General features: G+C 65.8%; 28 protein-coding genes and 1 tRNA gene. 19 read left to right on the forward strand and 10 right to left on the reverse strand.

Features of this window, described 5'->3' with window-relative positions; genetic code table 11:
• Nucleotides 1-14: 14 nt before the first annotated feature.
• From QA642_RS03445 to QA642_RS03455, 3 genes are all read right to left on the reverse strand, one after another.
• Nucleotides 15-374: a VOC family protein gene (locus QA642_RS03445; RefSeq protein WP_283083394.1), complete on the reverse strand. Its 360-nt coding sequence runs from the start codon at nucleotides 372-374 to the stop codon at nucleotides 15-17.
• Nucleotides 375-430: 56 nt separating this feature from the next.
• Nucleotides 431-1,270 (reverse strand): AraC family transcriptional regulator, encoded by an 840-nt coding sequence (locus tag QA642_RS03450; RefSeq protein WP_283083395.1) that lies wholly within the window; start codon nucleotides 1,268-1,270, stop codon nucleotides 431-433.
• Nucleotides 1,271-1,361: 91 nt separating this feature from the next.
• Nucleotides 1,362-1,937 carry a methylated-DNA--[protein]-cysteine S-methyltransferase gene (locus QA642_RS03455; RefSeq protein WP_283083396.1) on the reverse strand — a complete coding sequence of 192 codons (576 nt, stop codon included), beginning with the start codon at nucleotides 1,935-1,937 and terminating at the stop codon, nucleotides 1,362-1,364.
• A gap of 175 nt (nucleotides 1,938-2,112) precedes the next feature.
• Here QA642_RS03455 and QA642_RS03460 point away from each other — a divergent pair.
• Nucleotides 2,113-2,186: transfer RNA gene (locus QA642_RS03460), tRNA-Gly, on the forward strand.
• A gap of 4 nt (nucleotides 2,187-2,190) precedes the next feature.
• Here QA642_RS03460 and QA642_RS03465 read toward each other — a convergent pair.
• Complete coding sequence (locus tag QA642_RS03465; protein ID WP_283083397.1) at nucleotides 2,191-3,183, reverse strand: alpha/beta hydrolase; 993 nt, start codon at nucleotides 3,181-3,183, stop codon at nucleotides 2,191-2,193.
• A gap of 188 nt (nucleotides 3,184-3,371) precedes the next feature.
• Here QA642_RS03465 and QA642_RS03470 point away from each other — a divergent pair, with 188 nt between their 5' ends.
• The 11 genes from QA642_RS03470 to QA642_RS03520 all read left to right on the forward strand — a co-directional run bounded on the left by QA642_RS03470 (nucleotide 3,372) and on the right by QA642_RS03520 (nucleotide 13,719).
• Nucleotides 3,372-3,953: an XRE family transcriptional regulator gene (locus tag QA642_RS03470; protein WP_342741104.1), complete on the forward strand. Its 582-nt coding sequence runs from the start codon at nucleotides 3,372-3,374 to the stop codon at nucleotides 3,951-3,953.
• On the forward strand, nucleotides 3,953-4,465 hold the full coding sequence (locus QA642_RS03475) for a GNAT family N-acetyltransferase (protein WP_283083399.1): 513 nt from the start codon (nucleotides 3,953-3,955) through the stop codon (nucleotides 4,463-4,465). Before QA642_RS03470 ends, QA642_RS03475 begins: the two co-directional genes overlap by 1 nt.
• A gap of 2 nt (nucleotides 4,466-4,467) precedes the next feature.
• Nucleotides 4,468-4,932 carry a GNAT family N-acetyltransferase gene (locus tag QA642_RS03480; RefSeq protein ID WP_283087147.1) on the forward strand — a complete coding sequence of 155 codons (465 nt, stop codon included), beginning with the start codon at nucleotides 4,468-4,470 and terminating at the stop codon, nucleotides 4,930-4,932.
• A gap of 90 nt (nucleotides 4,933-5,022) precedes the next feature.
• Nucleotides 5,023-6,063 (forward strand): LacI family DNA-binding transcriptional regulator, encoded by a 1,041-nt coding sequence (locus tag QA642_RS03485; RefSeq protein WP_283083400.1) that lies wholly within the window; start codon nucleotides 5,023-5,025, stop codon nucleotides 6,061-6,063.
• Nucleotides 6,064-6,144: 81 nt separating this feature from the next.
• On the forward strand, nucleotides 6,145-7,599 hold the full coding sequence (xylB, locus tag QA642_RS03490; RefSeq protein ID WP_283083401.1) for a xylulokinase: 1,455 nt from the start codon (nucleotides 6,145-6,147) through the stop codon (nucleotides 7,597-7,599).
• Nucleotides 7,600-8,922 carry a xylose isomerase gene (xylA, locus tag QA642_RS03495; RefSeq protein ID WP_283083402.1) on the forward strand — a complete coding sequence of 441 codons (1,323 nt, stop codon included), beginning with the start codon at nucleotides 7,600-7,602 and terminating at the stop codon, nucleotides 8,920-8,922.
• 12 nt (nucleotides 8,923-8,934) lie between these two features.
• Nucleotides 8,935-9,693: an ATP-binding cassette domain-containing protein gene (locus tag QA642_RS03500; protein ID WP_283083403.1), complete on the forward strand. Its 759-nt coding sequence runs from the start codon at nucleotides 8,935-8,937 to the stop codon at nucleotides 9,691-9,693.
• The gene (locus QA642_RS03505; protein ID WP_283083404.1) at nucleotides 9,693-10,775 is read left to right on the forward strand and encodes an ABC transporter permease; all 1,083 of its coding nucleotides are present in this window, start codon (nucleotides 9,693-9,695) and stop codon (nucleotides 10,773-10,775) included. Before QA642_RS03500 ends, QA642_RS03505 begins: the two co-directional genes overlap by 1 nt.
• Before the next feature lie 94 nt (nucleotides 10,776-10,869).
• Nucleotides 10,870-11,802 (forward strand): sugar-binding protein, encoded by a 933-nt coding sequence (locus tag QA642_RS03510; protein ID WP_027564792.1) that lies wholly within the window; start codon nucleotides 10,870-10,872, stop codon nucleotides 11,800-11,802.
• Nucleotides 11,803-11,895: 93 nt separating this feature from the next.
• Nucleotides 11,896-12,873: an aldo/keto reductase gene (locus QA642_RS03515; protein WP_283083405.1), complete on the forward strand. Its 978-nt coding sequence runs from the start codon at nucleotides 11,896-11,898 to the stop codon at nucleotides 12,871-12,873.
• Nucleotides 12,874-12,876: 3 nt separating this feature from the next.
• Nucleotides 12,877-13,719, forward strand: coding sequence for an amidohydrolase family protein (locus QA642_RS03520; RefSeq protein WP_283083406.1), 843 nt, complete (start codon nucleotides 12,877-12,879; stop codon nucleotides 13,717-13,719).
• 238 nt (nucleotides 13,720-13,957) lie between these two features.
• Here QA642_RS03520 and QA642_RS03525 read toward each other — a convergent pair whose 3' ends face one another.
• From QA642_RS03525 to QA642_RS03540, 4 genes are all read right to left on the reverse strand, one after another.
• Nucleotides 13,958-14,323: a nuclear transport factor 2 family protein gene (locus QA642_RS03525; RefSeq protein WP_283083407.1), complete on the reverse strand. Its 366-nt coding sequence runs from the start codon at nucleotides 14,321-14,323 to the stop codon at nucleotides 13,958-13,960.
• Between the two features lie 113 nt (nucleotides 14,324-14,436).
• On the reverse strand, nucleotides 14,437-14,787 hold the full coding sequence (locus tag QA642_RS03530) for a RidA family protein (protein ID WP_011083946.1): 351 nt from the start codon (nucleotides 14,785-14,787) through the stop codon (nucleotides 14,437-14,439).
• Between the two features lie 133 nt (nucleotides 14,788-14,920).
• The gene (locus QA642_RS03535) at nucleotides 14,921-15,838 is read right to left on the reverse strand and encodes a PHB depolymerase family esterase (protein ID WP_283083408.1); all 918 of its coding nucleotides are present in this window, start codon (nucleotides 15,836-15,838) and stop codon (nucleotides 14,921-14,923) included.
• Nucleotides 15,839-15,841: 3 nt separating this feature from the next.
• The gene (locus QA642_RS03540) at nucleotides 15,842-17,500 is read right to left on the reverse strand and encodes an FAD-binding dehydrogenase (protein WP_283083409.1); all 1,659 of its coding nucleotides are present in this window, start codon (nucleotides 17,498-17,500) and stop codon (nucleotides 15,842-15,844) included.
• 264 nt (nucleotides 17,501-17,764) lie between these two features.
• On the opposite strand from QA642_RS03540, the gene QA642_RS03545 reads away from it, so the two are divergent.
• From QA642_RS03545 to QA642_RS03565, 5 genes are all read left to right on the forward strand, one after another.
• Nucleotides 17,765-18,286: a hypothetical protein gene (locus QA642_RS03545; RefSeq protein ID WP_283083410.1), complete on the forward strand. Its 522-nt coding sequence runs from the start codon at nucleotides 17,765-17,767 to the stop codon at nucleotides 18,284-18,286.
• A gap of 214 nt (nucleotides 18,287-18,500) precedes the next feature.
• On the forward strand, nucleotides 18,501-18,626 hold the full coding sequence (locus QA642_RS03550; RefSeq protein WP_283083411.1) for a hypothetical protein: 126 nt from the start codon (nucleotides 18,501-18,503) through the stop codon (nucleotides 18,624-18,626).
• 24 nt (nucleotides 18,627-18,650) lie between these two features.
• Nucleotides 18,651-19,241, forward strand: a complete 591-nt coding sequence (locus tag QA642_RS03555; RefSeq protein ID WP_283083412.1) for an SCO family protein — start codon at nucleotides 18,651-18,653, stop codon at nucleotides 19,239-19,241.
• 251 nt (nucleotides 19,242-19,492) lie between these two features.
• Nucleotides 19,493-20,428 carry a transporter substrate-binding domain-containing protein gene (locus QA642_RS03560; RefSeq protein WP_283087148.1) on the forward strand — a complete coding sequence of 312 codons (936 nt, stop codon included), beginning with the start codon at nucleotides 19,493-19,495 and terminating at the stop codon, nucleotides 20,426-20,428.
• Nucleotides 20,429-20,611: 183 nt separating this feature from the next.
• The gene (locus QA642_RS03565) at nucleotides 20,612-22,255 is read left to right on the forward strand and encodes a lysine--tRNA ligase (RefSeq protein WP_283083413.1); all 1,644 of its coding nucleotides are present in this window, start codon (nucleotides 20,612-20,614) and stop codon (nucleotides 22,253-22,255) included.
• A gap of 169 nt (nucleotides 22,256-22,424) precedes the next feature.
• Here QA642_RS03565 and QA642_RS03570 read toward each other — a convergent pair whose 3' ends face one another.
• Together QA642_RS03570 and QA642_RS03575 are read right to left on the reverse strand one after the other, a co-directional pair.
• Entirely contained in the window at nucleotides 22,425-23,177 is a 753-nt protein-coding gene (locus QA642_RS03570) for a carbonic anhydrase family protein (RefSeq protein WP_283083414.1), read from the reverse strand.
• 119 nt (nucleotides 23,178-23,296) lie between these two features.
• Nucleotides 23,297-23,950, reverse strand: a complete 654-nt coding sequence (locus tag QA642_RS03575) for a helix-turn-helix transcriptional regulator (protein ID WP_283083415.1) — start codon at nucleotides 23,948-23,950, stop codon at nucleotides 23,297-23,299.
• A 191-nt stretch (nucleotides 23,951-24,141) separates the two neighbouring features.
• On the opposite strand from QA642_RS03575, the gene QA642_RS03580 reads away from it, so the two are divergent.
• Entirely contained in the window at nucleotides 24,142-24,486 is a 345-nt protein-coding gene (locus QA642_RS03580; protein WP_283083416.1) for a DUF952 domain-containing protein, read from the forward strand.
• Nucleotides 24,483-25,580 (forward strand): quinone-dependent dihydroorotate dehydrogenase, encoded by a 1,098-nt coding sequence (locus QA642_RS03585; RefSeq protein WP_283083417.1) that lies wholly within the window; start codon nucleotides 24,483-24,485, stop codon nucleotides 25,578-25,580. Before QA642_RS03580 ends, QA642_RS03585 begins: the two co-directional genes overlap by 4 nt.
• Nucleotides 25,581-25,658 lie beyond the last annotated feature (78 nt).

The following is a 25,658-nucleotide window of genomic DNA, read 5'->3' on the forward strand; positions in this document are numbered from 1 at the left end:
TGCGCGGCTAGCGCTCACACACAAACCGCCTCGACATTGTTGCCATCAGGATCGATCAAGAACGCCGCATAATATGTCGGGCTGTAATCCCTGCGCGGCCCGGCGCCGCCATTGTCGCGGCCGCCGCTCTTCAGCCCCTCGCTATGAAACGCCTTGACCGCGTCGTGATCCTTGGCGCGAAACGCGATATGCGCGCCGTCGGCCTTCCGTCCCTTGTTCAGGTGCAGCCACAGCGCGGGCTCGCCTTTCGGCCCGAAGCCGGCATAGCCGTCGCCGCTGGAGCACAGGACATAGCCGAGCGGCGCCAGCACCGCGCTGTAGAAGCGCGTAGCGGCGTCGAGGTCGGCAACGCGCAATCCGATGTGGTCATACATAGTCGTCTCCATTTGCAAAGCGCGCCGCAACTGGCGCGCGCCGGAGACGAAATTAGTCAGTTGAGGGCAAGCTGCTCTTGGAGAATCTTGCGCATCCCCTTCGAGGCCTGCCGGAACTTGGTCGGCGATACGCCGGCGGCGCGATGAAACGTGCGGACGAAGTTGGAGAGGTCGCCGAAGCCGACGTCATAGGCGATGTCGGTGACGGCGATGTCGTCCTCAGTAAGGCGGCGCGCCGCATGCCGCAGCCGCGAGCGCACCAGATATTGATGCGGGGTGACGCCGAGCACGGCGGAGAACAACCGCAGGAAATGGAACGGGCTGAGGCCCGCCTGCTTCGCGGCCTGTTCGAGGTCGACCTCGGTATGCGAATTGTCGTCGATCCACAGCGCGGCCTCGACAGCGCGGCGGCGGTCACGCACGGTCGGCGTCGCCGGCTTGCGCGCCTTGCCCGAGACGATTTCGACAAAGCGGCCAGCGAGGATCTGCCCGACCTCGTCGAGGCCCAGGTCGCTGTTGCCATCTGCTGCCGTTTGGGCGAGCTCGCCCAGCACCATCAGCTCGGGCAGCGGCGGCGTCGCGCCGACCTGCCAGACCTCGCGCCGCCCGCCGAGGGCATCGACCAGGTCCTCGCTGAAGGAGAAGCCGAGGCAGACGTCGCCCGAGACATGCTCATGCGTGCAGGTGTATTCCTCGCCGGGCGCGCCGACCAGCATCGATCCTGCCACCAGCTCGAAGAAGCCGGCACGGCAATGGCAGCCGAAGCTGCCCGAGCGGACATAGCCGATGGAATGGCCGGTGCGGCATTCCGCAAATGGCGTGTCGTCCGGTCCCGCATCGCAGCGAAACTCGGAGACGGTCATCGAGCGTGTCGTCAGCAGGGTGGTTGCTTCCATCCCGGTTATCTAGGCACGATCCGGACAAGTGTGTAGCGGTTGTCCGACAAGATCATGCCCAAAAAAGCTTGGGCGCGATCGAGATCGGGCCTTAGCTCGGCCTCGGCGGAGCAACGGGCAGCAGCACCTCGAATAGCGTCTTGCTGGCAACCGGATGGGCGCCCTCCAGCGACAACAGCCGCCGCTTGGAGATCACCCCGCCGTAAGGCGAGATCCGGTCGGCGTAATTGCCGGCTTCGAGCGCCCGGTGGCACGGCACGATCAGCATGTAGGGATTTTTCGCGATCGCCTGCGCCACCGAATGCGCGGCGCCGGAGGCGCCAAGCGCCTTGGCGATCTCGTGATAGGTGCGCGTCTCCCCGCGCGGGATCGTGCAGGTGTACTCGTAGACCCGCCGGTTGAAGCCGGGCACGCCGCCGGCGTCCAGGCGGACATCGGAGAAATCGGGATCGCCGCCTTGCAACAGGCCCACGATCCCCTCGATCGCCAGCTCGGCGTTCTCGGACGGGCGCTGCTCGCGCGCTTCGGGATGGACCTGGAAAATCCGGCGGCGGGTGTCGATCTCCCGCGCCTCCGGCAATTGCACGGCAACGACGCCGGTGCTGCTCCAGATGATGCTGCAGCGCCCGATCGTCGTGTCGAATATCGCGTAAGAACGCCCCACCATGCACACGCCCCACTCAGTGCACGTCGCTCCCCAGACAAAATTGATCATAACACCGCCACAATCCGGCGCACCCAAAATCTTGCCAAAACGTTACGAACCATGCGGTTGGACGCGCCAAACCGCTTGGCGGCGCGCGCCGTCTCGGCTAATCAGGACAGGCGCAAGACGCGCATGAGCGGGCGTAGTTCAATGGTAGAACGGCAGCTTCCCAAGCTGCATACGAGGGTTCGATTCCCTTCGCCCGCTCCAAGCTTTAGGTCGGCAGGCTCCGCAGAAACTCCACGAGCGCCGCGTTCACCTCCGCCGGCCGCTCCTGCTGCGTCCAGTGTCCGCAGCCTGGCAGCATCCTGATCTCGCGCAGCTGCGGCACCCATCGCTTCATGTTGGCGAGGTGCTCGGCGGCGCCGGGGAAGGCGATGACCATGTCGTGGTCGCCGGCAATGTAGAGCGAGGGCACGACCACCTTCACGCCCTCGAAGGCGCCCATCAGCTCCCAGTTGCGATCGATGTTGCGGTAGTAGTTGAGCGGTCCGCGAAACCCGCTGCGGGCGAATTCGGCGGCGTAATAATCGAGATCAGTGGCGCTGAGCCACGACGGCAGCGGCAGCTGTATCTTCGGCAACATGCCGTCCTTGCGTGAGACCATGCCGACGCCGACGGTCCTGCTCGCGCGCTCGGCATTGGCTCGGATCGCCGCGGCTCCTTCGCCGGAGCCGCCATAGAGCATGGCGCCGAGCGTTGCGCGCGGGTCGCGTTCGAACTCGGCTTCGGCGACCCCCGGCTCCTGGAAGTACAATTGATAAAACTGCGCGTCCGCCGTCTGCGGCATGACGCTGGTCGGTCGCACCTCGCTTCGCGGCCGATAGGGCACGCTGAGGATGGCGGCGGCGCGGAAGCGATCGGGCCGCAGGCGTGCGGTGTGCCAGGCGATCGTCGCGCCCCAATCGTGCCCGACGATGACGGCGTCCTTTGCCCCGAAGGCGTCGAGCACGCCGACGAGATCGCCGACCATATGGAGGATCGTGTACTGGTCGATCGCTTCGGGCCGATCGCTCTTGCCGTAGCCGCGCATGTCGGGCGCAACCGCATGATAGCCGGCCGCCGCCAGCGCCTCGAGCTGGTGGCGCCAGGAGTACCAGCCTTCCGGAAAGCCGTGGCAGAGCAGCACCATGGGCCCCTCGCCCTGCTCGGCGACGTTGAGGCTGATGCCGTTGGCCTTGATCGTCCGCTGCGTCGGCTCGCCCATGTCGTCGCCTCCCGGGTCCATCGTGGTCGGACGCATCCTAGTCGGCCCTACGGGTCCCGCAAAGATTCTAATATATTAGCTCTTCGCTCCCGGCACGCGTACCTCGCCAGCCCTAAGCTTCTCCCGGCCCGATGGGTGCGGTCCTCCTGCCGGGCGATATTTGGATGAAGACCAGGACCTGCAAAGAGATGGACCAGCAGAAACTCGACCGTGCGATCGGTCGTCGCTTGAAGACGTTGAGGACGCAAGGCGGCATGACGTTGAACGAGCTGGCAGCGCGCTCCGGCGTCAGCCGGGCCATGATCGGGCGGGTGGAGCGGGCGCAGAGCAGTGCGACGGCTTCCCTGCTCAACAAGCTCTGCGCCGCGCTCGACGTCACGCTCAGCGACGTCGTCGCGCTCGCGGAGAAGCCGCCGGAGCGCCTGATGCGGCTCGCCGACCAGCCGCATTGGCGCGATCCCGACAGCGGCTACCGGCGGCGTCATGCCTCGCCGCCGGATGCGGCCAGCGGCATCGAGATCATCGTCGTCGACCTGCCGGCCGGCGCGCGCGTCTCCTACAGCCCCTGGGGCCGCAACGCCTTCACCCAGCAGCTGTTGATGCTGGAGGGCGCGGTCTGCGTGCATATCGACGCCAAATCCGTGCGCCTGCGCGACGGCGACTGTCTCGACTTCGACGTGATGCGCGCGGTGACCTTCGAGAATGAAACCAAACAGGATGCGCGCTACGTCATCATCACGCGGCGCGGTACCTCTTACGGGAAAATGTGATGCCGCTGATCGTGCGGGACGCCACGCTGGAGGATGCGACCGATATCCTCGCCATCTACAATTACGCCGCGCTCAACACCACGGCGGTCTGGACCGACGGCCCGGCTGATCTGGCTTCGCGGCGCGCGTGGATTTTCACGCGACAGGAGGCCGGTTATCCCGTGCTGGTCGCGATGAAGGGCAGGGACGTCGTCGGCTTCGCCTCGTTCGGCGATTTCCGCCCGTTTCCCGGCTATCGCCACACCGTGGAGAATTCGGTCTATGTCAGCGAGCGGCACCATCGGCTCGGCGTCGGCCGCAGCCTGATGGCGACGCTGATCGAACGCGCGACCGCGATGAACAAGCACGCGATGATCGCCGGCATCGATGGCGCCAACGCCGCCTCGATCGCCTTGCATGCCTCGCTCGGTTTCGCCGAAGTCGCCCGCATGCCGGAGGTCGGCTGCAAGTTCGGCCGCTGGCTCGATCTCGTCTTCATGCAGAAGCAACTCGCAAGCGGCGTGCGGCCGTGACGATGCAGATCCGCACCGGCGATACCTTCGATCCGCGCGTCATTGCGCTGCTCGATCATCACGTCACGGCGGCCCGGGCGCAGACCGCGCCAGGCAGCGCCCATGCGCTCGATCTGGCCGGCCTTCGCGCGAGCGACGTTGCGTTCTGGACCGGCTGGGACGACGACACGCTGGTCGCCACCGGTGCGCTGAAAACGCTCTCGGCCGACCATGGCGAGGTGAAGTCGATGCACACGTTGCAAACCACGCGGCGTCGCGGCTTTGGCGGAAAGATGCTCCGCCACATCATCGCGGAAGCCCGAGCGCGCGGCTTGAAGCGGCTCAGCCTCGAGACCGGCTCGTGGGACTATTTCAAGCCCGCGCACGCGCTCTACCAGGCGCACGGCTTTGTGCTTTGCGGCCCGTTCGAGGGCTATGTCGAAGATCCCAACAGCCTGTTCCTGACGCTGGATCTGACCGGCGGCTAGCACGGCCCGGGCGCAACCGGGGCACGAAAATAACCTCTTGCCCCTCAAAATGAGTTGCGTACCTCAAAACACCTCTGCTAGCCTTCAGCCATGGCAGAGACGCTCACCACCGCCGCGCTGACGCTGAAGGACATCGCCCGTCAGGCGGGCGTGAGCCTGGCAACGGTGGATCGCGTGCTGCACAACCGGCCCGGCGTGCGGCCGGACACGGTCCGGCGCGTCAGGGAGGCGATCGAGCGCAATTCTTTCCAGCCGCATGTGGCGGCCGCCGAGCTCGCCCGCGGCCGCTCCCGCCGCTTCGCCTTCGTGATGCCGTCGGGGCCGAACCCGTTCATGCAGCAGATCGAGGCCTATCTCGGCGAGATGTCGGCCTGGCTCTCGGCCCGTCGCCTGAGTGTCGAGATGGTCGCGACCGATGTGTTCGATCCGTCCGTGCTCGCGATCTCGCTGGAGGCGCTGTCGGGCGACTACGACGGCGTTGCCGTCGTCGCGCTGGATCATCCCGGCGTCCGCGCCGCGATCAACGACCTCGTCGAGGCCGGCACCAAGGTCGTCACCCTCGTCTCGGACGTGCCGTCCTCGCGCCGGCATCATTATGTCGGCATCGACAATATCGCGGCGGGCCGCACCGCCGGCGCGCTGGTCGGGCGGCTGGCCGGCGGGCGCGCGGGCAAGGTTGCCGTCGTCGCGGGATCGCAGGGCCTGCGCGACCATGCCGAGCGCATCTTCGGTTTCAACCAGGTGATGGCCTCGGAATTCCCTGACCTCAGCGTGCTGCCGGTGTTGGAAGGGCGCGATGAGGACGGACGCTCGGAACAGCTGCTGGCGCGGCTGTTGGACAAGCATGCTGACGTTGTCGGCCTTTATAACGTCGGCGCCGGCACACAGGGCGTCGCAAAAGCATTGAGCGAGGCCGGCCGCGACAAGGTCGTGTTTGTCGGGCACGACGTCACTGCGCTGACGCGCCGGCTGCTGCTCCAGGGCGTGATGGATGCCGCGATCTCGCAGAACCCGGGACATGAGGCGCGCGCCGCGGTGCGCGTGCTGCTGGCGCTCGCGCGCGGCGAGCCGATCCTGCGCGAACAGGAGAAGATCAGGATCGACATCGTGATGCGGGACAATCTGCCCTAGCGGCAGCGGACTTTGAACGGCACGTTGCGGACAAGGCGACTTCAAGCTCGCACACCGCCGACAGGTAAAAGGGAGGATGACGTGTATCTCGGACTGGACATCGGCACATCCGGTGTGAAAGCGGTGCTCGTGAACGCAGCTGGCGCGGTCGTCGCGACGGCGGCGCGCGAGCTTGCGCTGTCGCATCCGGCGCCGCTGTGGTCCGAGCAGGATCCCGACGCCTGGGTCGAGGGCGCGATCGGCGCGGTTGACGATCTCGCGAGGCAGCATCCGCGCGAGGTCGCACGGGTCGCCGGCATCGGGCTATCAGGCCAGATGCATGGAGCGACGTTGCTCGGCGAGGATGGACGGCCGCTGCGTCCCGCGATCCTCTGGAACGATGGCCGCTCGCAGGCCGAATGCGCCGCGCTGGAAAGGCGTTGTCCATCGCTGCACATGATCGCCGGCAATCTGGCGATGCCCGGCTTCACCGCGCCAAAACTGCTCTGGGTCGCGCGGCATGAGCCGAAGATATTCGCGCGGGTCGCAAAGGTGCTGCTGCCCAAAGCCTATGTCCGCTACCGACTGACCGGCGAGATGGTCGAGGACATGTCGGACGCGGCCGGCACGCTGTGGCTCGACGTCGGCGAGCGCCGCTGGTCCGCCCTGCTGCTGCATGCGACCGGCCTCGATCTCCACCACATGCCGCGCCTCGTCGAGGGCAGCGGGGTCAGCGCAATGCTCGCGCCGGAATACGCGCGGCGTTGGGGCATGGCGAAGGACGTCGTGGTGGCCGGCGGTGCCGGCGACAACGCGGCGAGTGCGATCGGGCTCGGGGCCATCGCACCGGGCGATGCGTTCCTATCGTTGGGAACGTCCGGCGTCATCTTCCGTGTCACCGATCGCTTCGCGCCGGCGCCGGCTTCGGCTGTGCATGCCTTCTGTCACGCGCTGCCCGGCCTCTGGCACCAGATGGGCGTGATGCTGTCCGCGGCGGCCTCGCTCGCCTGGCTTGCCGGCGTGATGGAGACGCCGGCCGCCGCACTGCTGGCGCCGCTCGGCGAGCGCGTCGATGGACCGAGCCCGATCAAATTCCTGCCCTATCTCGATGGCGAGCGCACGCCGCACAACGACGCTGCCGCCAGCGGCGCCCTCGTCGGCCTGCGGGGGGCGACCGGGCGCGGCCAGATCGTGCAGGCCGTGCTCGAAGGCGTCGCCTTCGCCGCGCGCGACAATCTGGCGGCGCTCGGCTCGGCCAGCGGCCCGATCACTGAACTCGATCTGGTCGGCGGCGGCTCGCGCTCGCCGCTGTGGGCGCAGATCTGCGCCGACGTGCTCGGCATTCCCGTCCATCGCGTTGAAGAGGGCGAGGTGGGCGCGGCGCTCGGTGCTGCACGGCTCGGCCGGCTCGCCGCGACGGGTGAAGATCCGGCTGATGTCTGCACCCGCCCGAGGCGGCTTGCGAGTTTCACACCCCGCCCATCCGTGACCGCCGCCTATGACGAGGCCTATCGCCAATGGCGCGCGCTTTATCCCGCGTTGAAGGAGACGATCTAAGTGAACGCGTCAGTCAAATTCTTCGATGCCAGCAAGCCTGTTGCCTTTGCGGGCCAGGATGCGGCGACCACCTATGCCTTCCGCTGGTACGACAAGGATCGCATCGTGCAAGGCCGCCGGCTCGAGGATCATTTGCGCTTTGCGGTCTGCTATTGGCATTCGCTCTGCTGGCCGGGCGGCGATCCGTTCGGCGGCGAAACGTTCCTGCGGCCATGGCATCACGGCACCGATGCGATGGCCATGGCACGCGCCAAGGCCGATGTCGCCTTCGAGCTGTTCCGCCTGCTCGACGTGCCGTTCTTCACCTTCCACGACGTCGATGCGGCGCCGGAAGGCGCTTCACTTCGCGAGTCCGTCGCCAATCTCAACGCGATCGCCGATCTGTTCGAAGAAAAGATGGCCTCGGCAAAAGTCCGCCTGCTCTGGGGCACGGCCAATTTGTTCACGCACCGGCGCTACATGGCGGGCGCCGCGACCAATCCGGACCCCGATATCTTCACCTATGCGGCGGGCCAGGTCCGCGCCGCACTGGAGGTGACGCACCGGCTCGGCGGCCAGAACTATGTGCTGTGGGGCGGCCGCGAGGGCTATGAGACGCTGCTCAACACCGATCTGAAGCGCGAGCTCGACCAGCTCGGCCGCTTCATCTCGCTCGTGGTCGAGCACAAGCACAAGATCGGCTTCAAAGGCCCGATCCTGATCGAGCCGAAGCCGAAAGAGCCGACCAAGCATCAATATGATTTCGACGTTGCCACCTGCTACGGCTTCCTCGAACGCTACGACCTGCTCAAGGACGTCAAGCTCAATATCGAGCAGAACCACGCCATCCTCGCCGGCCACTCCTTCCATCACGAGGTCGCGCTGGCCGAGGCGCTCGGCGTGTTCGGCTCGCTCGATATCAACCGCGGCGACGATCTGCTCGGCTGGGACACCGACCAGTTCGCGATGAACGTGGGCGAGATGGCGCTGGTGTTCCACGAGATCCTGAACCGCGGCGGCTTCACCTCGGGCGGGCTCAATTTCGACGCCAAGATCCGCCGTCAGTCGATCGATCCCGATGATCTCATTCACGCCCATGTCGGCTCGATGGATGCCTGCGCGCGCGCGTTCCTCGCCGCCGCCGACATGCTCGATGCCGGCGCCCTCACTGCGCCGCTTGCGACGCGTTACGACGGATGGGCCAGCCCCGAGGGCCGCGCCATTATAGGCGGCCAGCGCTCGCTCGCCGATCTTGCCGACCGTGCGATGAGTCCCGGCTTCGACCCGCAGCCGCGCTCGGGCCGGCAGGAATATCTGGAATCCCTCGTCAACCGCTACGTCTGAGGAAGGCTGCTGATGACCAAGGCTGACGCGACACCGGTCCTCGAGCTCTCCGGCATCGGCAAGGAGTTCGGCGCGATCCGCGCATTGCATGACGTCGACATGCAGGTCTTACCGGGCGAGGTGGTCGGGCTGATGGGCGACAACGGCGCGGGCAAGTCGACGCTGGTCAAGATCATCGCCGGCAATTTCCGCCCCACCCACGGCGAGATCCGCTTTGCCGGCAGCGCGGTCCATTTCAATCGCCCGGTCGACGCCCGCGCGGTCGGCATCGAGGTCGTCTACCAGGACCTCGCGCTCGCCGACAATCTGACCGCAGCCGCCAACGTGTTTCTCGGCCGCGAGCTGAAGCGCAAGTTTGGACCCATCGCCCTGCTCGATCACAAGGCGATGGCGGCGCGCGCGCTGGACTTGTTCGGCGAGCTGCGCTCGGAGACGCGCCCCGGCGACCTCGTCAAGCAGATGTCGGGCGGTCAGCGACAGGCCGTCGCGATCGCGCGGACGCGGCTCTCCAATGCCCGGCTGGTCATGATGGACGAGCCGACCGCCGCGATCTCGGTCCGCCAGGTCGAGCAGGTGCTCGGCCTGATCCACCGCCTGAAGGAGCAGGGCGTCGCCGTGATGCTGATCTCGCATCGCATGCCCGACGTGTTCGCGGTGTGCGACCGCGTCATCGTCATGCGCCGCGGCGAGAAGCGGGCCGACAAACCGATCCACGAGACCAGCCCAGAGGAAGTCACCGCCCTCATCACCGGCGCGAAGGAGGCGGCGTGATGGCCATGCCCATGGAATCCCCGATCACCTTCTCCAATGTCGGCAAGATCAGATGGTGGCAGCGCGGCATCTTCGCCTCGCAGACCGGCTATGTCCTGCTCGCGCTCGCGGTGCTGCTGGTGATCATGCATTTCGCCAGCCCGTATTTCTTCACCGAAGGCAACATGCAGAACGTGGCGAAGAATTTTTCCTTCATCGCCATCGCCACCCTTGGCGTCACCTTCGTCATCATCACCGGCGGCATCGACCTCTCGGTCGGCTCGATGATGTGTTTTTCCGCCATGATCACCTCGATGGCCATGACCGAGCTGTCGACGCCCGGCGGCTTCGGCGCCTCGCTGTTTGTGCACATGGCGGCCGACGGCAAGACCGTGCTGGCCAACGTCCCCGGCCTGATCCTGCTGGTCTCGATCCTCGCCGGCCTCGGCGTCGCGCTGATCGCGGGCCTCGTCAACGGCTTCTGCATTGCCGTGCTCGGCCTGTCGCCCTTCGTCACCACGCTCGGCATGCTCTCGATCGTGCGCGGGCTCGGCTATGTCGTCTCCAACGGCCGCGGCAGTTTTCCGGGCGGGCCGGATGCCGATTATTTCTACGCGCTGACCTCGGGCGACGTGCTCGGCGTGCCGGCACCGTTCATTTATCTCGTCATCCTCGCGCTGGCGATGGCGGTGGTGCTGCACCACAGCGCGTTCGGCCGCCACGTCTTCGCGCTCGGCGGCAACGAGAAGGCGGCGGAGCTGACCGGCATTCCGGTGGTGCGGGTGAAGATCGAGGTCTATGTGATCTGCGCGCTCGCCGCCGGCCTCCAGGGCATCATCATCTCCGGCTGGCTCGGATCGGCGCCCGCCAACATGGCGACCTCCTATGAGCTCAACGTGATCGCGGCGGCCGTGATCGGCGGCGCCAATCTCGCCGGCGGCATCGGTGGTCCGCTCGGGGCCATCGTCGGCTGCGTGCTGCTCGAGGTGATCCGCAACGGTCTCGTATTGGCGCAGGTCTCCTCCTACTGGCAGCAGACGCTGGTGGGCGTGATCATCATTCTGGCCGTGCTGGTCGATCGCATCCGCTCGCGGATGACCTGACGTGACGTCGCTCCGGGAAGGCAACGAAAATGCCGCCTGTCCACTTCCCGGGCGCTTTCGAGAGGATGGGCACCAAACAAGGGTGGAGGAGACAATGAGGAAACTTCTTCTTGCCGGTATCGCGGTTGCGATGATGGCGACGCCGGCGTTCGCCGCGAACTACCGCTTCGTGATCGTGCCAAAGGCGATGAACAATCCGTTCTTCGACTTCGCGCGCGACGGCTGCCTGAAGCGGGCCAAGGAGCTCGGCAATATCGAGTGCATCTACAAGGGCCCGGTTGAGCATGAGCCGGCGACGCAGGCGCAGATCATCCAGGACTTCGTCACCCAGAAGGTCGACGGCCTCGCCATCTCGGTCGCGGACGTCGCGGCCATGACCAAGTCGATCGAGGCGGCGACCGCCGCCGGCATCCCCGTCATCACCTTCGACGCGGACGCGCCTGGTTCCAAGCGCATCGCCTATATCGGCACCAACAACAAGGAGTTCGGCGTTGCGCTCGGCAAGCAGCTCCTGAAGATGCGGCCCGATGGCGGCAAATACGCGATGGTCTCGGGCGGTCCCGGCGCCAAGAACCTCGCCGAGCGCGTCGACGGCGTGCGCGAGGCGCTGAAAGGCTCGAAATGGACCGAGGTCGCGGGTTCCCCGACGTTCTGCAATGATGATCCCGCGCTCGCGGTCCAGCAGATGACGGACATGCGCACCGCAACGCCCGATCTCGCCGCGATCGTTCCGATCGGCGGCTGGCCGATGTTCGCCCCCGAGGGCTTCAAGGCCTTCGCCTCCAGGAACAAGAAGGACATCGACAGCGGCAAGTTCACGCTTGTCGTCGCCGATACGCTGAGGATGCAGCTCGAGCTCTTGCGTGACGGCTATGCCAACGCGCTGGTCGGCCAGCGTCCGTTCGAGATGGGCGAGAAGGCGATGGACACCCTGCTCGCCATCAAGAAGGGCGAGAAGGTGCCGGAGATCGTCTACACCGGCCTCGACCTCGTCACCAAGGACAACGTTGCGCAGATGCTGAAGTAGGAGCGCCGCCAGCCCCGCGCTCCCGCGTGCTCCCCCGCTTGCGGTTTCCGCAAGCGGGGGAGATGATCTTTGGACTGCCAGAAGGACATTGGAATGAAGCGGTCGCGGCTCGGCTCCCTCGACGTCACCTCAATCGGCCTCGGTTCCGCCCCGCTCGGCGGATTGTTCAGTCCGGTCAGCGATGCCGATGCGGAGGCGACGATCGCACGCGCCTGGTCGGCCGGCATCCGCTTCTACGACACCGCGCCGCTCTACGGCTTTGGTCTCGCAGAACGCCGGCTCGGCGGGTTCCTGCGGCAGCAGAAGCGCGACTCCTATGCCATCTCGACCAAGGTCGGCCGTTTGCTGCGCGCTCCCGATGGCGGCGCCGCCGAGGACGAGCACTACAAGGGCACGCCGCGCGAGCGGCCGGTGTTCGATTTCAGCCATGACGGCGTGATGCGTTCGGTCGAGGAGAGTCTTGCTCGCCTCGGGCTCGATTACGTCGATGTGTTGCTCGTGCACGATCCCGACGATCACTATGACGACGCCGTCAGCGGCGCCTTCCGCGCGCTCCAGCGCCTGCGCAGCGAGGGCACGGTCAAGGCGATCGGCGCCGGCATGAACCAGTCGGAAATGCTGGTGCGTTTCGCCGAGGCCGTGCCGGTCGACTGCTTCCTCCTCGCCGGCCGCTACACGCTGCTCGATCAGGGCGCGCTGGATGCGCTGTTTCCGCTCTGTCAGGCGAAGAACATCGGCATCCTGCTCGGCGGCATCTACAACAGCGGCATTTTGGCCAATCCGCATGCGGGTGCGAAGTTCAACTATCAGGACGCTGATGCATCGCTGGTTGCACGGGCGCTCGAGCTGGAGGAACTCTGCCGCAGGCACGGCACCGAGCTGAAGGCCGCCGCGCTTCAGTTCTGCATGGTGCATCCGGCCGTGACCGTCGCCGTGATGGGCGCGCGCAACGCGGCCGAGGTTTCCGACAACATCGCGATGTCCGAGCAGGCAGTGCCGCCTGCCTTCTGGCACGAACTGCGCGCGCGAAATCTCGTCGACGCAAGGGCGCCGCTGCCGGGCGGAGCGTGAACCATGATCATCGACGCCCACCAGCATTTCTGGGATCCCGCGCGCGCCGATTATCCCTGGATGGGGGCGCCTGAGCTCGCGCCGATCCGCCGCGCCTTCGGCCCCGCCGATCTCGCGCCGCTGTTGAAGACGAGCGGCATCGACGCGAGCATCGTGGTGCAGTGCCGCTCCGCGCTGGAGGAGACGGAGGAGTTCTTGCGCGTCGCGCATGACACGCCCTCGGTGATCGGCGTCGTCGGCTGGGTCGATCTGACCGACGGCGGTCTTGGCGAAACGCTGGACCGGCTGCGTGCCTTGCCCGGCGGGGACAAACTCATCGGCATCCGCCATCAGGTTCATGACGAGGCCGATCCGGATTGGCTCCTCCGCGAGGACGTCCAGCGCGGTCTTACCGCCATCTTCGCTCGCGATCTCACCTACGATTTCCTGGTCCGCACCCGCGAATTGCCCGCCGCGATCGCAACCGCGCAGGCCTTCCCGCAGGCGCGCTTCGTGCTCGACCACGCCGCAAAGCCGCCGATCGCCGATGGCGGCAGCGACGAGTGGGCTGACCGTATCGACGCGTTAGCTGCCTGCGGCAATGTCTGGTGCAAGATCTCGGGCCTCGCGACGGAAGCAGCCTGGGACGATTGGGATGTGGAGCGGCTGTTCCCGTTCGTCGCGCATGCGGCGACATGTTTCGGCGAGGATCGCTTGATCTACGGCTCTGACTGGCCGGTGTGTTTGCTTGCGGGCAGCTATGGCGAGATCAAGGGCGCGCTGGAGGCGTGCCTGGCGAAGCTTGGGCCTAATGTACGGGAGAAGGCGTTTGGCGTGAATGCGATGGCGGCGTATCGGTTGGCTTAAACGCGGTCGATGGGCGCTCTTATCCTCTCCCCCTGTGGGAGAGGGTGGCTCGCCGCAAGGCGGCGAGACGGGTGAGGGGTCTCTCTCCGCGAGCCATCTTTCACATGTGAGTTCGCTGAAACAACCCCTCATCCGGCGCCCTAGCCGAAGCTTCGCTTCGGCGTTCTTAAGAACGGCGGCCGAAGGCCGCCTATGCCACCTTCTCCCACAAGGGGAGAAGGAAGAAAGCAGCGCTCCCTCACGCCCCCGCGGGCACCTGGTCCAGAAATCCGGTCACGCTCCTGATCCGGCCGTCCTTCAGCACGGCGAAATCCGTCCCCTTGATCGGGCTGTCGACACCATCAGGGCCGAGACCCCATGAAAATCGCAGATGGTCGCCGTAGCCGTTGGGCTCGCCGATCAGCTTGAACTTGAAGTCGGGGAAACGCTGCTGCACGCCTGATATCAGCGCATCGATGCCATCGGGGCCGTCGCCCTTCATCAGCGGATCGACATAGCTCGCATCCGCCGTCCAGGTCTCGCTCAGCAGCTCGCGCCGGCGGCTCGTCGTGCGCTCGTTCCAGAGATCGATATAGCAGTGGGCGATGGCGGTGTGGTCGGTCATGTTGCTCTCCTTCGATGACGCCGTGTCCGGCTGACCGTCACTATCGAAGGTTTGCGCGCGCCGATCGATTACCTCGGAGGTCATCGGCGCGCGCCAATTTTGAAACACGAAGATTACTTCGCCGCCGTCACCATGATCTCGACGGTGTATTGCGGCGCGGCCAGCTTGGCCTCGACCGTGGCGCGGGCCGGGGTGTTGCCGGGCGAGACCCAGGCGTCCCACACCGCGTTCATCTCGCCAAACGTCTTCATGTCGGTGATGTAGATCGTGGCCGAGAGCAGTTTCGACTTGTCGGTGCCGGCCTTGGCGAGATGGCCGTCGATGGTGGCCAGGATGTCCTGGGTCTGCTTCGTGACGCTTTCACCGGCGGCCTTGCTGGCGACGACGCCTGCGAGATAGACGGTGTTGCCGTGCACGACGACCTGGCTCATGCGCGGGCCGGTTTCGAAACGCTGAATGCTCATTGGGGATCTCCTGGTGGGAATGGCGGCCCTGTCTAGCCCAGCGCCTTGCGCTGTGCCACCCCGGGCACGCATGCATTGCCAGGCACGCATGCGTTGCCGGGCACGCATGCGTTGCCGCCGATGCATGCACCGCTCAATGAAACTGGCTGAGAAAAGCCCAAATCGTCTCGGCGCCATCGATGTCGCCGTTCTGCGGTCCGAGCAGGCCGGTCGCGACCCTTGGGAAGCGCGCATCCGGAGCGAAGCCGGGCATGCGGTGGCCGCCACCGTTGACGCGATAGAGCACGACATCGTGTCCGCTGGGGCAGCGCGAGGAGATCCGCGTCACCGTGGACTGGTCTGCGGTCTCCCTGCCGGGCAAGTCCGTTACTTCGCCGTCGTCGATCACGCAGCCATTGAGCTTGCGCCAGAACGCGAGCGTCTCCTCGGTCGACCAGAACCCGTCTGCGGCAAAATAGCTCGATCCGCGTCCGCCCTCATAAGGCACCAGCGGGTCGGCGGTCCCATTCATGATCAACATCGGCAGCGGCCGCGACGGATGGCATGTGACCGCGGCTTCATCGGTGAGATTCATGACCACGCTGGCGGCCGCGGCAAACAGATCGGCGCGGGCGCAAGCCAGCGTCATCGCCATGGCGCCGCCATTGGAGATGCCGGTGACGTAAACGCGTTTCGGATCGGCGGTGCCGTTCGCCACCAGCTTCTCGACCAGCTTTGCGATGAAGGCGACGTCGTCCGTGCCCGGAGGTGGGCCACGGAGCGCGGGTCCCGCCTTGGTCCGCGCATCGGCCCAGGCGTGGTTGAGACCATCAGGAAACGCCACGGCAAAGCCTTCACGCTTTGCGACCTGCGGCCATGCCGTCCGCGCGATCATGTCGGCGCCGCGTTGGGTCTTGCCGTGCAGCACGACGACGAGCGGGACGGCGCGTTTGGCCGGCAGTTGCACGGTGTAGGACCGCATCACGCCGTTGACGTCGATGGTGTCGGCGAACGCAGTCGGGGCGGTGGTGAGACCCGCAACAAGTGCTGCGATCCGCATCCACCGCCGCATGATCTAGCCCACTGCCTTCGCCGCTGCGCGCCCGGCATTGCGGCCGGAGAACAGGCAGCCGCCGAGGAATGTACCCTCCAGCGAGCGATAGCCGTGCACGCCGCCGCCGCCGAAGCCGGCGGCCTCGCCAACCGCATAGAGACCGGGAATGACGCTGCCCTCTTGGCCGAACACGCGCGAGTCGAGATCAGTCTCGAAGCCGCCGAGCGTCTTGCGGGTGAGGATGTTGAGCTTGACCGCGATCAGCGGCCCCTGCGCGGGGTCGAGGATGCGGTGCGGGGAGGCGGTGCGGATCAGCTTGTCGCCGATATAGCGGCGCGCATTGTGGATGTTCATCACCTGCGCGTCCTTGACGTAAGGATTGGCAATCTCGCGGTCACGCGCCTCGATCTGCATCTTGATGTGCTCGAGCTTGAGGAGATCGCTGCCCGCGAGCTTGTTCATGGCGGCGACGAGATCGTCCAGCTTGTCCCGCACGATGAAGTCGACACCATGGCTTTTGAACGCTTCCACCGGCGCCGGTGCGCCCTTGTTGGTGGCACGGCGCAAGGTCATGCGCCAGCTCTTGCCGGTGAGGTCAGGGTTCTGCTCCGAGCCCGACAGCGCGAATTCCTTCTTGATGATGCTCTGGGTCAGGACGAACCAGGAATAATCATAGCCGGTCGACATGATGTATTTGAGCTGGCCGAGCGTGTCCGAGCCCGGAAACAGCGGCGCCGGCAGACGTGTGCCGGTGGCGTCGAACCACATCGAGGAGGGGCCGGGCAGGATGCGGATGCCGTGGCGCGGCCAGATCGGTGACCAGTTCTGGATGCCTTCGACATAGTGCCACATGCGGTCGCGGTTGATCAGCCGCGCGCCTGATTTCTCAGTGATGCCGATCATGCGGCCGTCGACATGCTCGGGCACGCCGGAGATCATGAATTTTGGCGGCTCGCCCAGCCGCTGCGGCCAGTTCGCGCGCACCAGATCATGATTGCCGCCGATGCCGCCGGACGCCACGATCACGGCCTGCGCCTTCAGCGAAAATTCTCCGACCACGTTGCGCGATGAGCTCTTGCCGCGCTCGACATTGTCAGGCGCGAGGATCGCGCCGCTGACGCCATCCACGGTGCCGTTGGTGATGGAGAGCGCGTCGACGCGATGGCGGAACTTGAAGGTGAGGCGGCCGCTCTTCATCGCCTCGCGCGCGCGGCGCTCGAACGGCTCGACAATGCCAGGCCCGGTTCCCCAGGTGACGTGGAAGCGCGGCACCGAATTGCCGTGGCCCATCGCGTCATAGCCGCCGCGCTCGGCCCAGCCGACCACGGGGAAGATGCGATGGCCCATCGCGCGCAGCCAGTCGCGCTTCTCGCCGGCCGCGAACGCCACATAGGCTTCTGCCCATTGGCGCGGCCAAAAATCCTCGTCGCGGTCGAAGCCGGCGGTGCCGATCCAGTCCTGCATCGCAAGCTCGAAGGAGTCCTTGATGCCGAGCCGGCGCTGCTCCGGCGAATCGACCAGGAACAATCCGCCGAACGACCAGAACGCCTGGCCGCCGAGCGATTGCTCGCCCTCCTGGTCGACCACGATCACGCGCTTGCCCGCGTCCGCAATTTCGGTTGCGGCGACAAGTCCCGATAGGCCTGCGCCGACAACGATGACGTCCGTTTCTTGGGCCATGCTTTCCCCCTCTTCAGGTTCCCCCCTGTAGTTGCCCGGATTGAAGCCAGCGGTCGTAACTGAGATCAAGGGCGTGGCGCGTAAGACCTCGTTAACTTGTTCCACTTTGGGATAGAGACCGGCCGGGTGCAGCCCGGACGCAACACTGGACTTGAATTTGTTTTGAGCGAGCCGGCCTGCCTAGACAAAACCTTGGTTACGACGGACGCTAGCACTGCATCACCACCTGACACGCAGATTCGAATTCGACCGGGGCGGGGGACAATGAAGTTTCTGACGGGGTTGCTTGCAGCGGTTCTCTTGATCGTGGGCATGGGAGCTTCTCATGCGGTGGTCCGCATCGCGGATGACCGGGGCGGCCGGATTGGAACCTACGTCGACAGATACCAGGACCTCAGGCAATCGGGCGAGACGGTCATCATCGACGGCCTCTGCGCCTCGGCCTGCACCATCGTCCTCGGCGCCATCCCGCACGACCGCATCTGCGTGACCTCGAGCGCGACGCTCGGCTTCCACGCCGCCTGGGATTTTGGCGCCAATGGCCGCGCCATCACCAATCCCGAAGCGACCCAGATGCTCTATTCGATGTATCCCTCGCAGGTGAAGCGCTGGATCAGCCAGCGCGGCGGCCTGACACCGCACATGCTGTTCCTGAGGGGCAAGCAACTCCAGGCCATGTACAAGCCCTGCTATCTGGACGCGCAGGCCTCGGCGATCAAGCCGTCGCGCCGGCCCCTTCCGCAAGTGGACCAGCTCGAGACGGCCCGGGGCCAGCTGCTTCACTGACATCACAGGCATGATGGGACCGTTGAGCCCGCCAGCGGCGTCTTGCCTGCTGGCGGCGCCTTGTCTGCTGGCGGCGCCTTGCCCGCAGGCGGGCTAAAGCCTATCTGAAAGCATGGGAACCGGGGCCTTCGCCCCTATCGTTGTCATGGCTCAACCACTGCATCCGGGACATCCGTTACAGGACAATTCGTCCACTGCCGGCCGGACGTCGTCCGTGCTGCTCTTGGCAGGCGCTGGTGCCGGCGGGCTGGTCGTGCTCGGCGCGCTGGCGCTCTGGTTCCACTATGGCAGCCAGGTGTTCTTCGAAATGATCAGGACCGGCTTTGCCGCCTGCTTCTGATCCGCGACAGGAAGTTTTCCGCTCATGAGCTCCACCGCTCGTCCGCTGGTGATTGCGACCGCCTTCGCCGCAAGCCTCGTCCTCGGGCTCCTGATCATGTTCTGGGCCATGGGCGGGGTCAGCAAGGTGGCGCAGCCGGCTGCGATCGGCGGCCCGTTCCAGCTCACCGACCAGAACGGAAAGGCCGTCACCGACAAGAGCCTGAAGGGCAAGCCGACCCTGATCTTCTTTGGCTACACCCATTGCCCCGATGTCTGCCCGACCTCGCTGTTCGAGATCTCGGAAGTGCTGCGTGCGATGGGTAAGGACGCCGACAAGGTCAACGCCGTCTTCATCTCGGTCGATCCCGAGCGCGACACGCCGGCGACGATGAAGGACTATCTGTCGAGCTTCGACCCGCATCTCGAAGGCCTCAGCGGCGATCCCGCCGAGACCGCCAAGGTAATCACCTCCTACCGGGTCTATGCCAAGAAGGTCCCGACCAAGGACGGCGACTACACCATGGACCACACCGCGCTGATCTATCTGATGGACCGCGACGGTCGCTTCGTCTCGCCGTTCAACCTGAAGCGGACCCCGGAAGAGGCCGCGGCGGATTTGAAGCGGTATCTCTAGAGACTTCGTCCGGGCGCAACTGCTCCGACATCGTCATGGCCGGGCATAGCCGTCCGAAGGACGGCGTCGCTTCCGCTCGCCTATGTCCCGGCCATCCACGTTCTTGAGCTGGGTGGGGAAAATTCGTGGATGCCCGGGACAAGCCCGGGCATGACGGAGACCTTTACCCATCCCACAATCGGCGCTCGCGTTCCCGGCGGGATGGTCTATAAGGCCCTCCGATCCCAATGAAATTCATTACTTTCCCGCCGATGGCCCCGTCGCGACAGGCAAAACCGTCCAAAATCGTGCGCCACGCCCTGCTCGGACTGGCCGCCGCCGTCAGCCTGCTCGCGGGCCTGCCGGCCGCCGAGGCCCAGGCCCCGGCCAAGCAGCCCCCGGCTGCCCCACAGGCGGCGCCGCAGGTCGCGCCTCAGGCGGCCCCCCAGGCCGTGCCCGGTTTCTGGGACCCCCGGCGGCGGCCGGAGCGGCCGGACCTGTCGCGCCTGACCGTAATCCGCTTTCTGACCGAGACCGACTATCCGCCGTTCAACTACACCGGCGCCGACGGCAACCCGGCCGGCTTCAACGTCGATCTTGCCCGCGCGCTGTGCGATGAGATCAAGGTCACCTGCACGGTGCAGATGCGCCGCTTCGAGACGCTGGTCGACGCGCTCACCTCCAACCGGGGCGATGCCATCATCGCCTCGATGGCGGTGAGCCCGCAGCTGCGCGCCCGCGTCGATTTCACCGATCCCTATTACCGGGTGCCAGCGCGTTTCGCCTCGCGCAAGGATGCGGTGATGCCGGAGATTCGCCCGGAATATCTCGAGGGCAAGAAGGTCGGCGTCATCGCCGGCTCCGCGCATGAAGCCTATCTGAAAGCGATGTTCACCGACGCCGAGCTGCACGCCTATCCCAACGACGATGCGCTGCGCGCCGCGCTGCGCAAGGGCGAGGTCGACTTCATCTTCGGCGATGCCATCTCGCTGGCGTTCTGGATCAACGGCACCGATTCCGGCGATTGCTGCGCCTTCTCCGGCGGCCCCTTCGTCGAGAGCCGCTTCTTCGGCGAGGGCATCGGCATCGCCGTCCGCAAGGGCAACGACGTGCTGCGCCAGGCCCTGAACTGGGCCCTGTTCCGCGTCTGGGAAAAAGGCCGCTACACCGATCTGTGGCTGCGCTATTTCTCGGTGAGCCCGTTCTAGTCTTGTCGCTGCTCCCTCCGCCGTCATTGCGAGGAGCCCTTGCGACGAAGCAATCCAGATTGTTTCCGCAGTGACAGTCTGGATTGCTTCGCTTCGCTCGCAATGACGGTACGAGAGGCTACACCGCCCACAAAATTGCATTCTGCCCGGAAATCGCTATTTTCCGCGGCCCGGAGGCCTCTGATGTCCGTTATCGATCTTGCCGCGAACCCGAGCGACCTGCGTGCGCTCGCCGAACAATCCAACGCCTGGCCGTTCGAGCAGGCGAAGGCCATTGTCGCGCGGCTGAAGAAAAGCCCGAAGGACGAGGTGCTGTTCGAGACCGGCTACGGTCCGTCCGGCCTGCCGCATATCGGCACGTTCGGCGAGGTCGCGCGCACCTCGATGGTGCGCCACGCCTTCCGCGTGCTCACCGAAGACAAGATCAAGACGCGCCTGCTCGCGTTCTCGGACGACATGGACGGCTTGCGTAAGGTGCCGGACAACGTGCCGAACAAGGATCTGCTCGCGCAATATCTCGGACGCCCGCTCACGGCCGTGCCAGATCCCTTCTCGAACGAATATCCCTCGTTCGGCGCGGCGAATAACGCGCGCTTGCGCGCGTTTCTGGATCATTTCGGCTTCGACTACGAGTTCGCGAGCTCGACCGACTATTACAAATCCGGCCGCTTCGACGCGACGCTGCTCAAGATGCTCGCCGCCTACGACAAGATCATGGCGATCATCCTGCCGACGCTCGGCCCCGACCGCCGCGCGACCTATTCGCCGTTCCTGCCGATCAGCAAGACCACCGGCGTGGTGCTGCAGGTGCCGATGATCCGCCGCGACGTTGCGGCGGGCACGGTGACCTATGTCGATCCCGATACAAACGAAGAAGTTGAAATCCCCGTCACCGGCGGAAACATAAAATGCCAGTGGAAGGCCGACTGGGCGATGCGCTGGGTCGCGCTCGGCGTCGATTACGAGATGGCCGGCAAGGACCTGATCGACTCCGTGAAGCTGTCGGGCGCCATCGCCAAGGCGCTCGGCGGCACGCCGCCCGAGGGCTTCAACTACGAGCTCTTCCTCGACGAGAAGGGCCAGAAGATCTCGAAGTCGAAGGGCAACGGCCTCACCATCGACGAATGGCTGCGCTACGCCTCGCCGGAATCGCTCTCGCTGTTCATGTACCGCGAGCCGAAGGCGGCAAAGCGGCTGTTCTTCGACGTCATCCCGCGCCAGGTCGACGACTATCAGCAATTCATTGATGGCTTTCCCAAGCAGGACGGCAAGCAGCAGCTCGGCAATCCGGTCTGGCACATCCACAACGGCAAGCCGCCGCAGGGCGACATGCCCGTCACGTTCCAGCTGCTGCTGACGCTGGTGTCGTCGTCGAATGCGGAGAATGCCGAGACGCTGTGGGGCTTCATCGGCCGCTATCGTCCCGGCGTGAGCCCGCAGACGCATCCGAAGCTCGATGCGATGGTCGGCTACGCCATCAACTATTATCGCGACTTCGTCGCGCCGACGAAGCAGTTCCGCACGCCGACCGACACCGAGCGCGCCGCGCTCCAGGACCTGCGCGATGCGCTGTCGCAGCTACCGCAGGACGCCTCGGCCGAGGACATCCAGAACGTCGTCTACGAGATCGGCCGCCGCGAGCCCTTCCTCGACCAGGTCAAGAAGGGCAAGGACGGCCGTCCCGGCGTCACGCTCGACTGGTTCAACATGCTCTACCAGGTGCTGCTCGGCCAGGAGAAGGGCCCGCGCTTCGGCTCCTTCGTCGCGGTGTACGGCGTGCAGAACGCGGTGAATATGATCGACGGCGCGCTGGCGCGGAGCGCGTGAGAGGCTCCATCGTCGTCCCCGCGAAGGCGGGGACCCATAACCACAGGGAGAAGTTAGGCGAAGATTCGTAGTTGCGATTACGTTGGTACGAAGACCGCCGCTCTCCGACGGATCACGCGGTATGGGTCCCGGCGTTCGCCGGGACGACAGCATTCGTTGGAGCCAAAGCTCAAATCGACCGCAGTACGAAGCGCCGGTTGTCTTTTTGCACCGGGCGCGCGTTCATCGGATAGAGCTTTGCGAACGCCGCGACATCGCTGGCGGCCACCTGGATGGGATCGGCGAGCAGCAGCCAGTCCACCACCTCCGCGCAGGGCGGAGTCGTCAGCGAGCCGGAATAGCGGAAATAGCCGAGCTTCTGCGGCAGCATGGCGTGCGGATCGATGCCGGCGTCGGCTTTCACCGCGGGGCCTTCCGCCGCCGGCATGGTCTTGATGATCTTGCCGAAGGCCGCGTTCGGCTTGCCCTCGGTCATCAGCACGCCGACCACGGCGAGACCGCCGGCCTCGTTGCGGTGGACGAAATGCGCCTCCATCGGAAAATTCTTGCCGCCGATCATGTGCTCGCTCGGCCGGTGGAAGTGGACCTGGAGCAGCTTGTATTTGACGTCGCCGAGAAGAAGCGTGCTGCCCTCGGCGAAATTGAGCTGGATGGTATGCCCGTTGTTGACGATGGTGTCGGCACTCTTGCCCCAGTTCAGCTTCAGCGCCGGCAGTTGCGATTTGATCGTCGCTTCGATGTCGATCGGCGATTGTTGCAGGCCGACCGCGCAGACCTTGTTGGCCGCGTCGAGATCGCCCCATTTGGCCGGACCGCCAGCGCCCTCATAGCTCCAATGCTCGCCTTCGGCGGCAAAGCCTGGCTTGCAGAGCGGACACAGCGCGAGACCCGCGAGCGCTTTCAATGCGTGACGGCGATTCATCATATTCCCCCTGAGATGAATTTGATCGGCAAAGCGCGCGCAACCTAAGCGAGAGGGGTGGTGAGTCGCAAGGTCGCCGCGGCAGATGCGGCCGGTGTCATGGTGCGGTCACGACGCCATCACTGGCTCGCCCACACGATCCGCGCGATCCACGCGATATCGCTCGTCGCGAGCGTGCGCTCGCCCTGCGTCGCATCGAGCGGCTGCAAGTCCAGCGCCTTCGCCGTGCGGCGTGTCAGGGTTGCGACCGTCACCTCGCCCGCCCTCGTCTTCACCACCACGCGATCGCCCTTGCGGATCGGCGCGCCGGGCGAGACCAGGATGATGTCGCCGTCGCGATACACAGGCGCAAGCGCATCGCCGGACATCTCCAGCGCGAAACTGTGGCCGTCTTCGGCATTGGGAAGCGCGGCCTCGGTCCAGCCCTTGCCGGATGGAAAGCCTGATTCGTCGAAGGCGCCGCTCCCGCCCGCCAGCGCGAAGCCGAGCAGCGGGACGAGCCGGTCCTCGCCCGGCTCGTCGCCGATCAGCCTCGCGAAGCTGTCGATCGAAGCTCCGGTCGCCGCCAGCGCCTTCGCGATCGATTCGGTCGAGGGCCAGCGCTCGCGGCCGTCGGCGGTGACGCGCTTGGATCTGTTGAAGGTGGTGGGATCGAGCCCGGCGCGTTTGGCAAGGCCCGAGGGCGACAGGCCGGCGCGCTCCGCCAGCCGATCCAGTGCGACCCAGATCTGGTCGTGAGTCAGTATCCTCTGCGCTTTGGCCTGCCTGACCATCGAAGGTCCAGCCCGTCGCAACCCAGGAAAACTGTCCGCAAATCAACCGGTTTTCCGCTTTTCGCGCAAGAGGCGGTGGCTAACTCTTGAGTTCGGATGGGGGCGCCTTTACGGTCGCGCCGGGTTTCGAACGACCCCCAAGAGACGAAAAAACTCAAAAGACTCAAAGAGCAAACAGGGCTGCGTAAGCGGTGGTCAAGATCTACAAAATCTGTCCGGCCTCGGCCTGGCGCGAGGCGGAACGGCAGGGCGTGTACCGGGGTAGCGCGGACGATGCGCGCGACGGTTTCATCCATTTCTCGACGGCCTCCCAGGTTCCCGAGACCCTGCGCAAGCATTATTTCGGGCAGCGTGCGTTGTTCCTGGTCGAGGTCGACGGCGATGCGCTCGGCAGCGAATTGCGCTGGGAGCGCTCGCGCAATGACGAGCTGTTTCCGCATCTCTATGGCGACCTCGATCTCGGCGCCGTGATCGCGGTGACGAATCTCAACATGCGCTCCGATGGCGGCCACGACACACCGGAGCTTCTCCCGTGATCCGCGCCTTCGACGCTTTTTCGCTGCCGGTGCTGCGCTGGCTCGATCCGGAGGATGCGCATCGCCTCGCCATCCAGGGCCTGCGCTTCCTGCCGCCGGTCAAGCCCCGCCCGGACGATGCCAAGCTCGCGGTGCGCGCCTTCGGCCTCAACTTTCCCAATCCGGTCGGCATGGCCGCAGGCTTCGACAAGAGCGCCGAGGTGCCCGACGCGCTGCTGCGGCTCGGCTTCGGCTTCGTCGAGATCGGCTCGGTCACACCGAAGCCGCAGGCAGGGAACCCGCGGCCGCGGCTGTTTCGCCTCGAGCGCGACGAGGCCGTCATCAATCGCATGGGTTTCAACAATGACGGCGCGGAGGCTGCGCTGCGCCGGCTCGCCGCGCGCGCACAGCATGGCGGCATCGTCGGCGTCAATGTCGGCGCCAACAAGGATTCGCCGGACCGCGTCGGCGATTACGTCAAGCTGATCGAGACCTTTGCGCCGGTCGCGAGCTACTTCACCGTCAACGTCTCCTCGCCGAACACGCCGGGCCTGCGCAATCTTCAGGAAGGCGCGCTGCTCGACGATCTGCTCGCACGGGTGATCGATGCGCGCGAGCGGGTGCGGCAGAAGGCCGGCGATACGCCGGTGCTGCTCAAGATCGCGCCGGACCTCAGCCTTGCCCAGCTCGACGACGTCGTGCAGGTCGCGCGCGCGCGCAAGGTCGACGGCATGATCGTGTCCAACACGACCATCGCGCGGCCGAGCATGCTGCGCGAGGAGATGCGCGCCAAGGAGCAGGGCGGGCTGTCGGGCCGGCCGCTGTTCCGCCTGTCGACGCGCATGGTCGCGGAGACCTATGTGCGGGTCGAGGGCGCATTCCCCCTGGTCGGCGTCGGGGGTGTCGACTCGGGCGGTGCGGCGCTGACGAAGATCCGCGCCGGCGCGAGCCTGATCCAGCTCTATTCCTCGCTGGTCTACAAGGGCCTCGGCCTCGTCGACGAGATCAAGCGCGACCTCACCTCGACGCTGCTGCGGACGGGGCGGGATTCGCTGTCGGAGATCGTGGGTGCCGATGCGGCGACGCTGACGGCGGAAGACTGGCCGGGGATGTAGCTCGGTCTCGTGCCCCGGACGCAGCGCAGCGCTCCTTCAGCGGTGCGCTGCAGAGCCGGGGCCCACAGGCTGCTGGGT

The sequence above is a fragment of the Bradyrhizobium sp. CB2312 genome (assembly GCF_029714425.1).
GTDB lineage: Bacteria > Pseudomonadota > Alphaproteobacteria > Rhizobiales > Xanthobacteraceae > Bradyrhizobium.

Excerpts from the sequence above, each read along its gene's own strand:
- QA642_RS03445 (WP_283083394.1), bottom strand. The coding sequence starts at position 374 with ATGTATGACCACATCGGATTGCGCGTTGCCGACCTCGACGCCGCTACG.
- QA642_RS03450 (WP_283083395.1), bottom strand. The coding sequence starts at position 1,270 with ATGGAAGCAACCACCCTGCTGACGACACGCTCGATGACCGTCTCCGAG.
- QA642_RS03455 (WP_283083396.1), bottom strand. The coding sequence starts at position 1,937 with ATGGTGGGGCGTTCTTACGCGATATTCGACACGACGATCGGGCGCTGC.
- QA642_RS03465 (WP_283083397.1), bottom strand. The coding sequence starts at position 3,183 with ATGGGCGAGCCGACGCAGCGGACGATCAAGGCCAACGGCATCAGCCTC.
- QA642_RS03470 (WP_342741104.1), top strand. The coding sequence starts at position 3,372 with ATGGACCAGCAGAAACTCGACCGTGCGATCGGTCGTCGCTTGAAGACG.
- QA642_RS03475 (WP_283083399.1), top strand. The coding sequence starts at position 3,953 with ATGCCGCTGATCGTGCGGGACGCCACGCTGGAGGATGCGACCGATATC.
- QA642_RS03480 (WP_283087147.1), top strand. The coding sequence starts at position 4,468 with ATGCAGATCCGCACCGGCGATACCTTCGATCCGCGCGTCATTGCGCTG.
- QA642_RS03485 (WP_283083400.1), top strand. The coding sequence starts at position 5,023 with ATGGCAGAGACGCTCACCACCGCCGCGCTGACGCTGAAGGACATCGCC.
- QA642_RS03500 (WP_283083403.1), top strand. The coding sequence starts at position 8,935 with ATGACCAAGGCTGACGCGACACCGGTCCTCGAGCTCTCCGGCATCGGC.
- QA642_RS03505 (WP_283083404.1), top strand. The coding sequence starts at position 9,693 with ATGGCCATGCCCATGGAATCCCCGATCACCTTCTCCAATGTCGGCAAG.
- QA642_RS03510 (WP_027564792.1), top strand. The coding sequence starts at position 10,870 with ATGAGGAAACTTCTTCTTGCCGGTATCGCGGTTGCGATGATGGCGACG.
- QA642_RS03515 (WP_283083405.1), top strand. The coding sequence starts at position 11,896 with ATGAAGCGGTCGCGGCTCGGCTCCCTCGACGTCACCTCAATCGGCCTC.
- QA642_RS03520 (WP_283083406.1), top strand. The coding sequence starts at position 12,877 with ATGATCATCGACGCCCACCAGCATTTCTGGGATCCCGCGCGCGCCGAT.
- QA642_RS03525 (WP_283083407.1), bottom strand. The coding sequence starts at position 14,323 with ATGACCGACCACACCGCCATCGCCCACTGCTATATCGATCTCTGGAAC.
- QA642_RS03530 (WP_011083946.1), bottom strand. The coding sequence starts at position 14,787 with ATGAGCATTCAGCGTTTCGAAACCGGCCCGCGCATGAGCCAGGTCGTC.
- QA642_RS03535 (WP_283083408.1), bottom strand. The coding sequence starts at position 15,838 with ATGCGGCGGTGGATGCGGATCGCAGCACTTGTTGCGGGTCTCACCACC.
- QA642_RS03540 (WP_283083409.1), bottom strand. The coding sequence starts at position 17,500 with ATGGCCCAAGAAACGGACGTCATCGTTGTCGGCGCAGGCCTATCGGGA.
- QA642_RS03545 (WP_283083410.1), top strand. The coding sequence starts at position 17,765 with ATGAAGTTTCTGACGGGGTTGCTTGCAGCGGTTCTCTTGATCGTGGGC.
- QA642_RS03555 (WP_283083412.1), top strand. The coding sequence starts at position 18,651 with ATGAGCTCCACCGCTCGTCCGCTGGTGATTGCGACCGCCTTCGCCGCA.
- QA642_RS03560 (WP_283087148.1), top strand. The coding sequence starts at position 19,493 with ATGGCCCCGTCGCGACAGGCAAAACCGTCCAAAATCGTGCGCCACGCC.
- QA642_RS03565 (WP_283083413.1), top strand. The coding sequence starts at position 20,612 with ATGTCCGTTATCGATCTTGCCGCGAACCCGAGCGACCTGCGTGCGCTC.
- QA642_RS03570 (WP_283083414.1), bottom strand. The coding sequence starts at position 23,177 with ATGAATCGCCGTCACGCATTGAAAGCGCTCGCGGGTCTCGCGCTGTGT.
- QA642_RS03575 (WP_283083415.1), bottom strand. The coding sequence starts at position 23,950 with ATGGTCAGGCAGGCCAAAGCGCAGAGGATACTGACTCACGACCAGATC.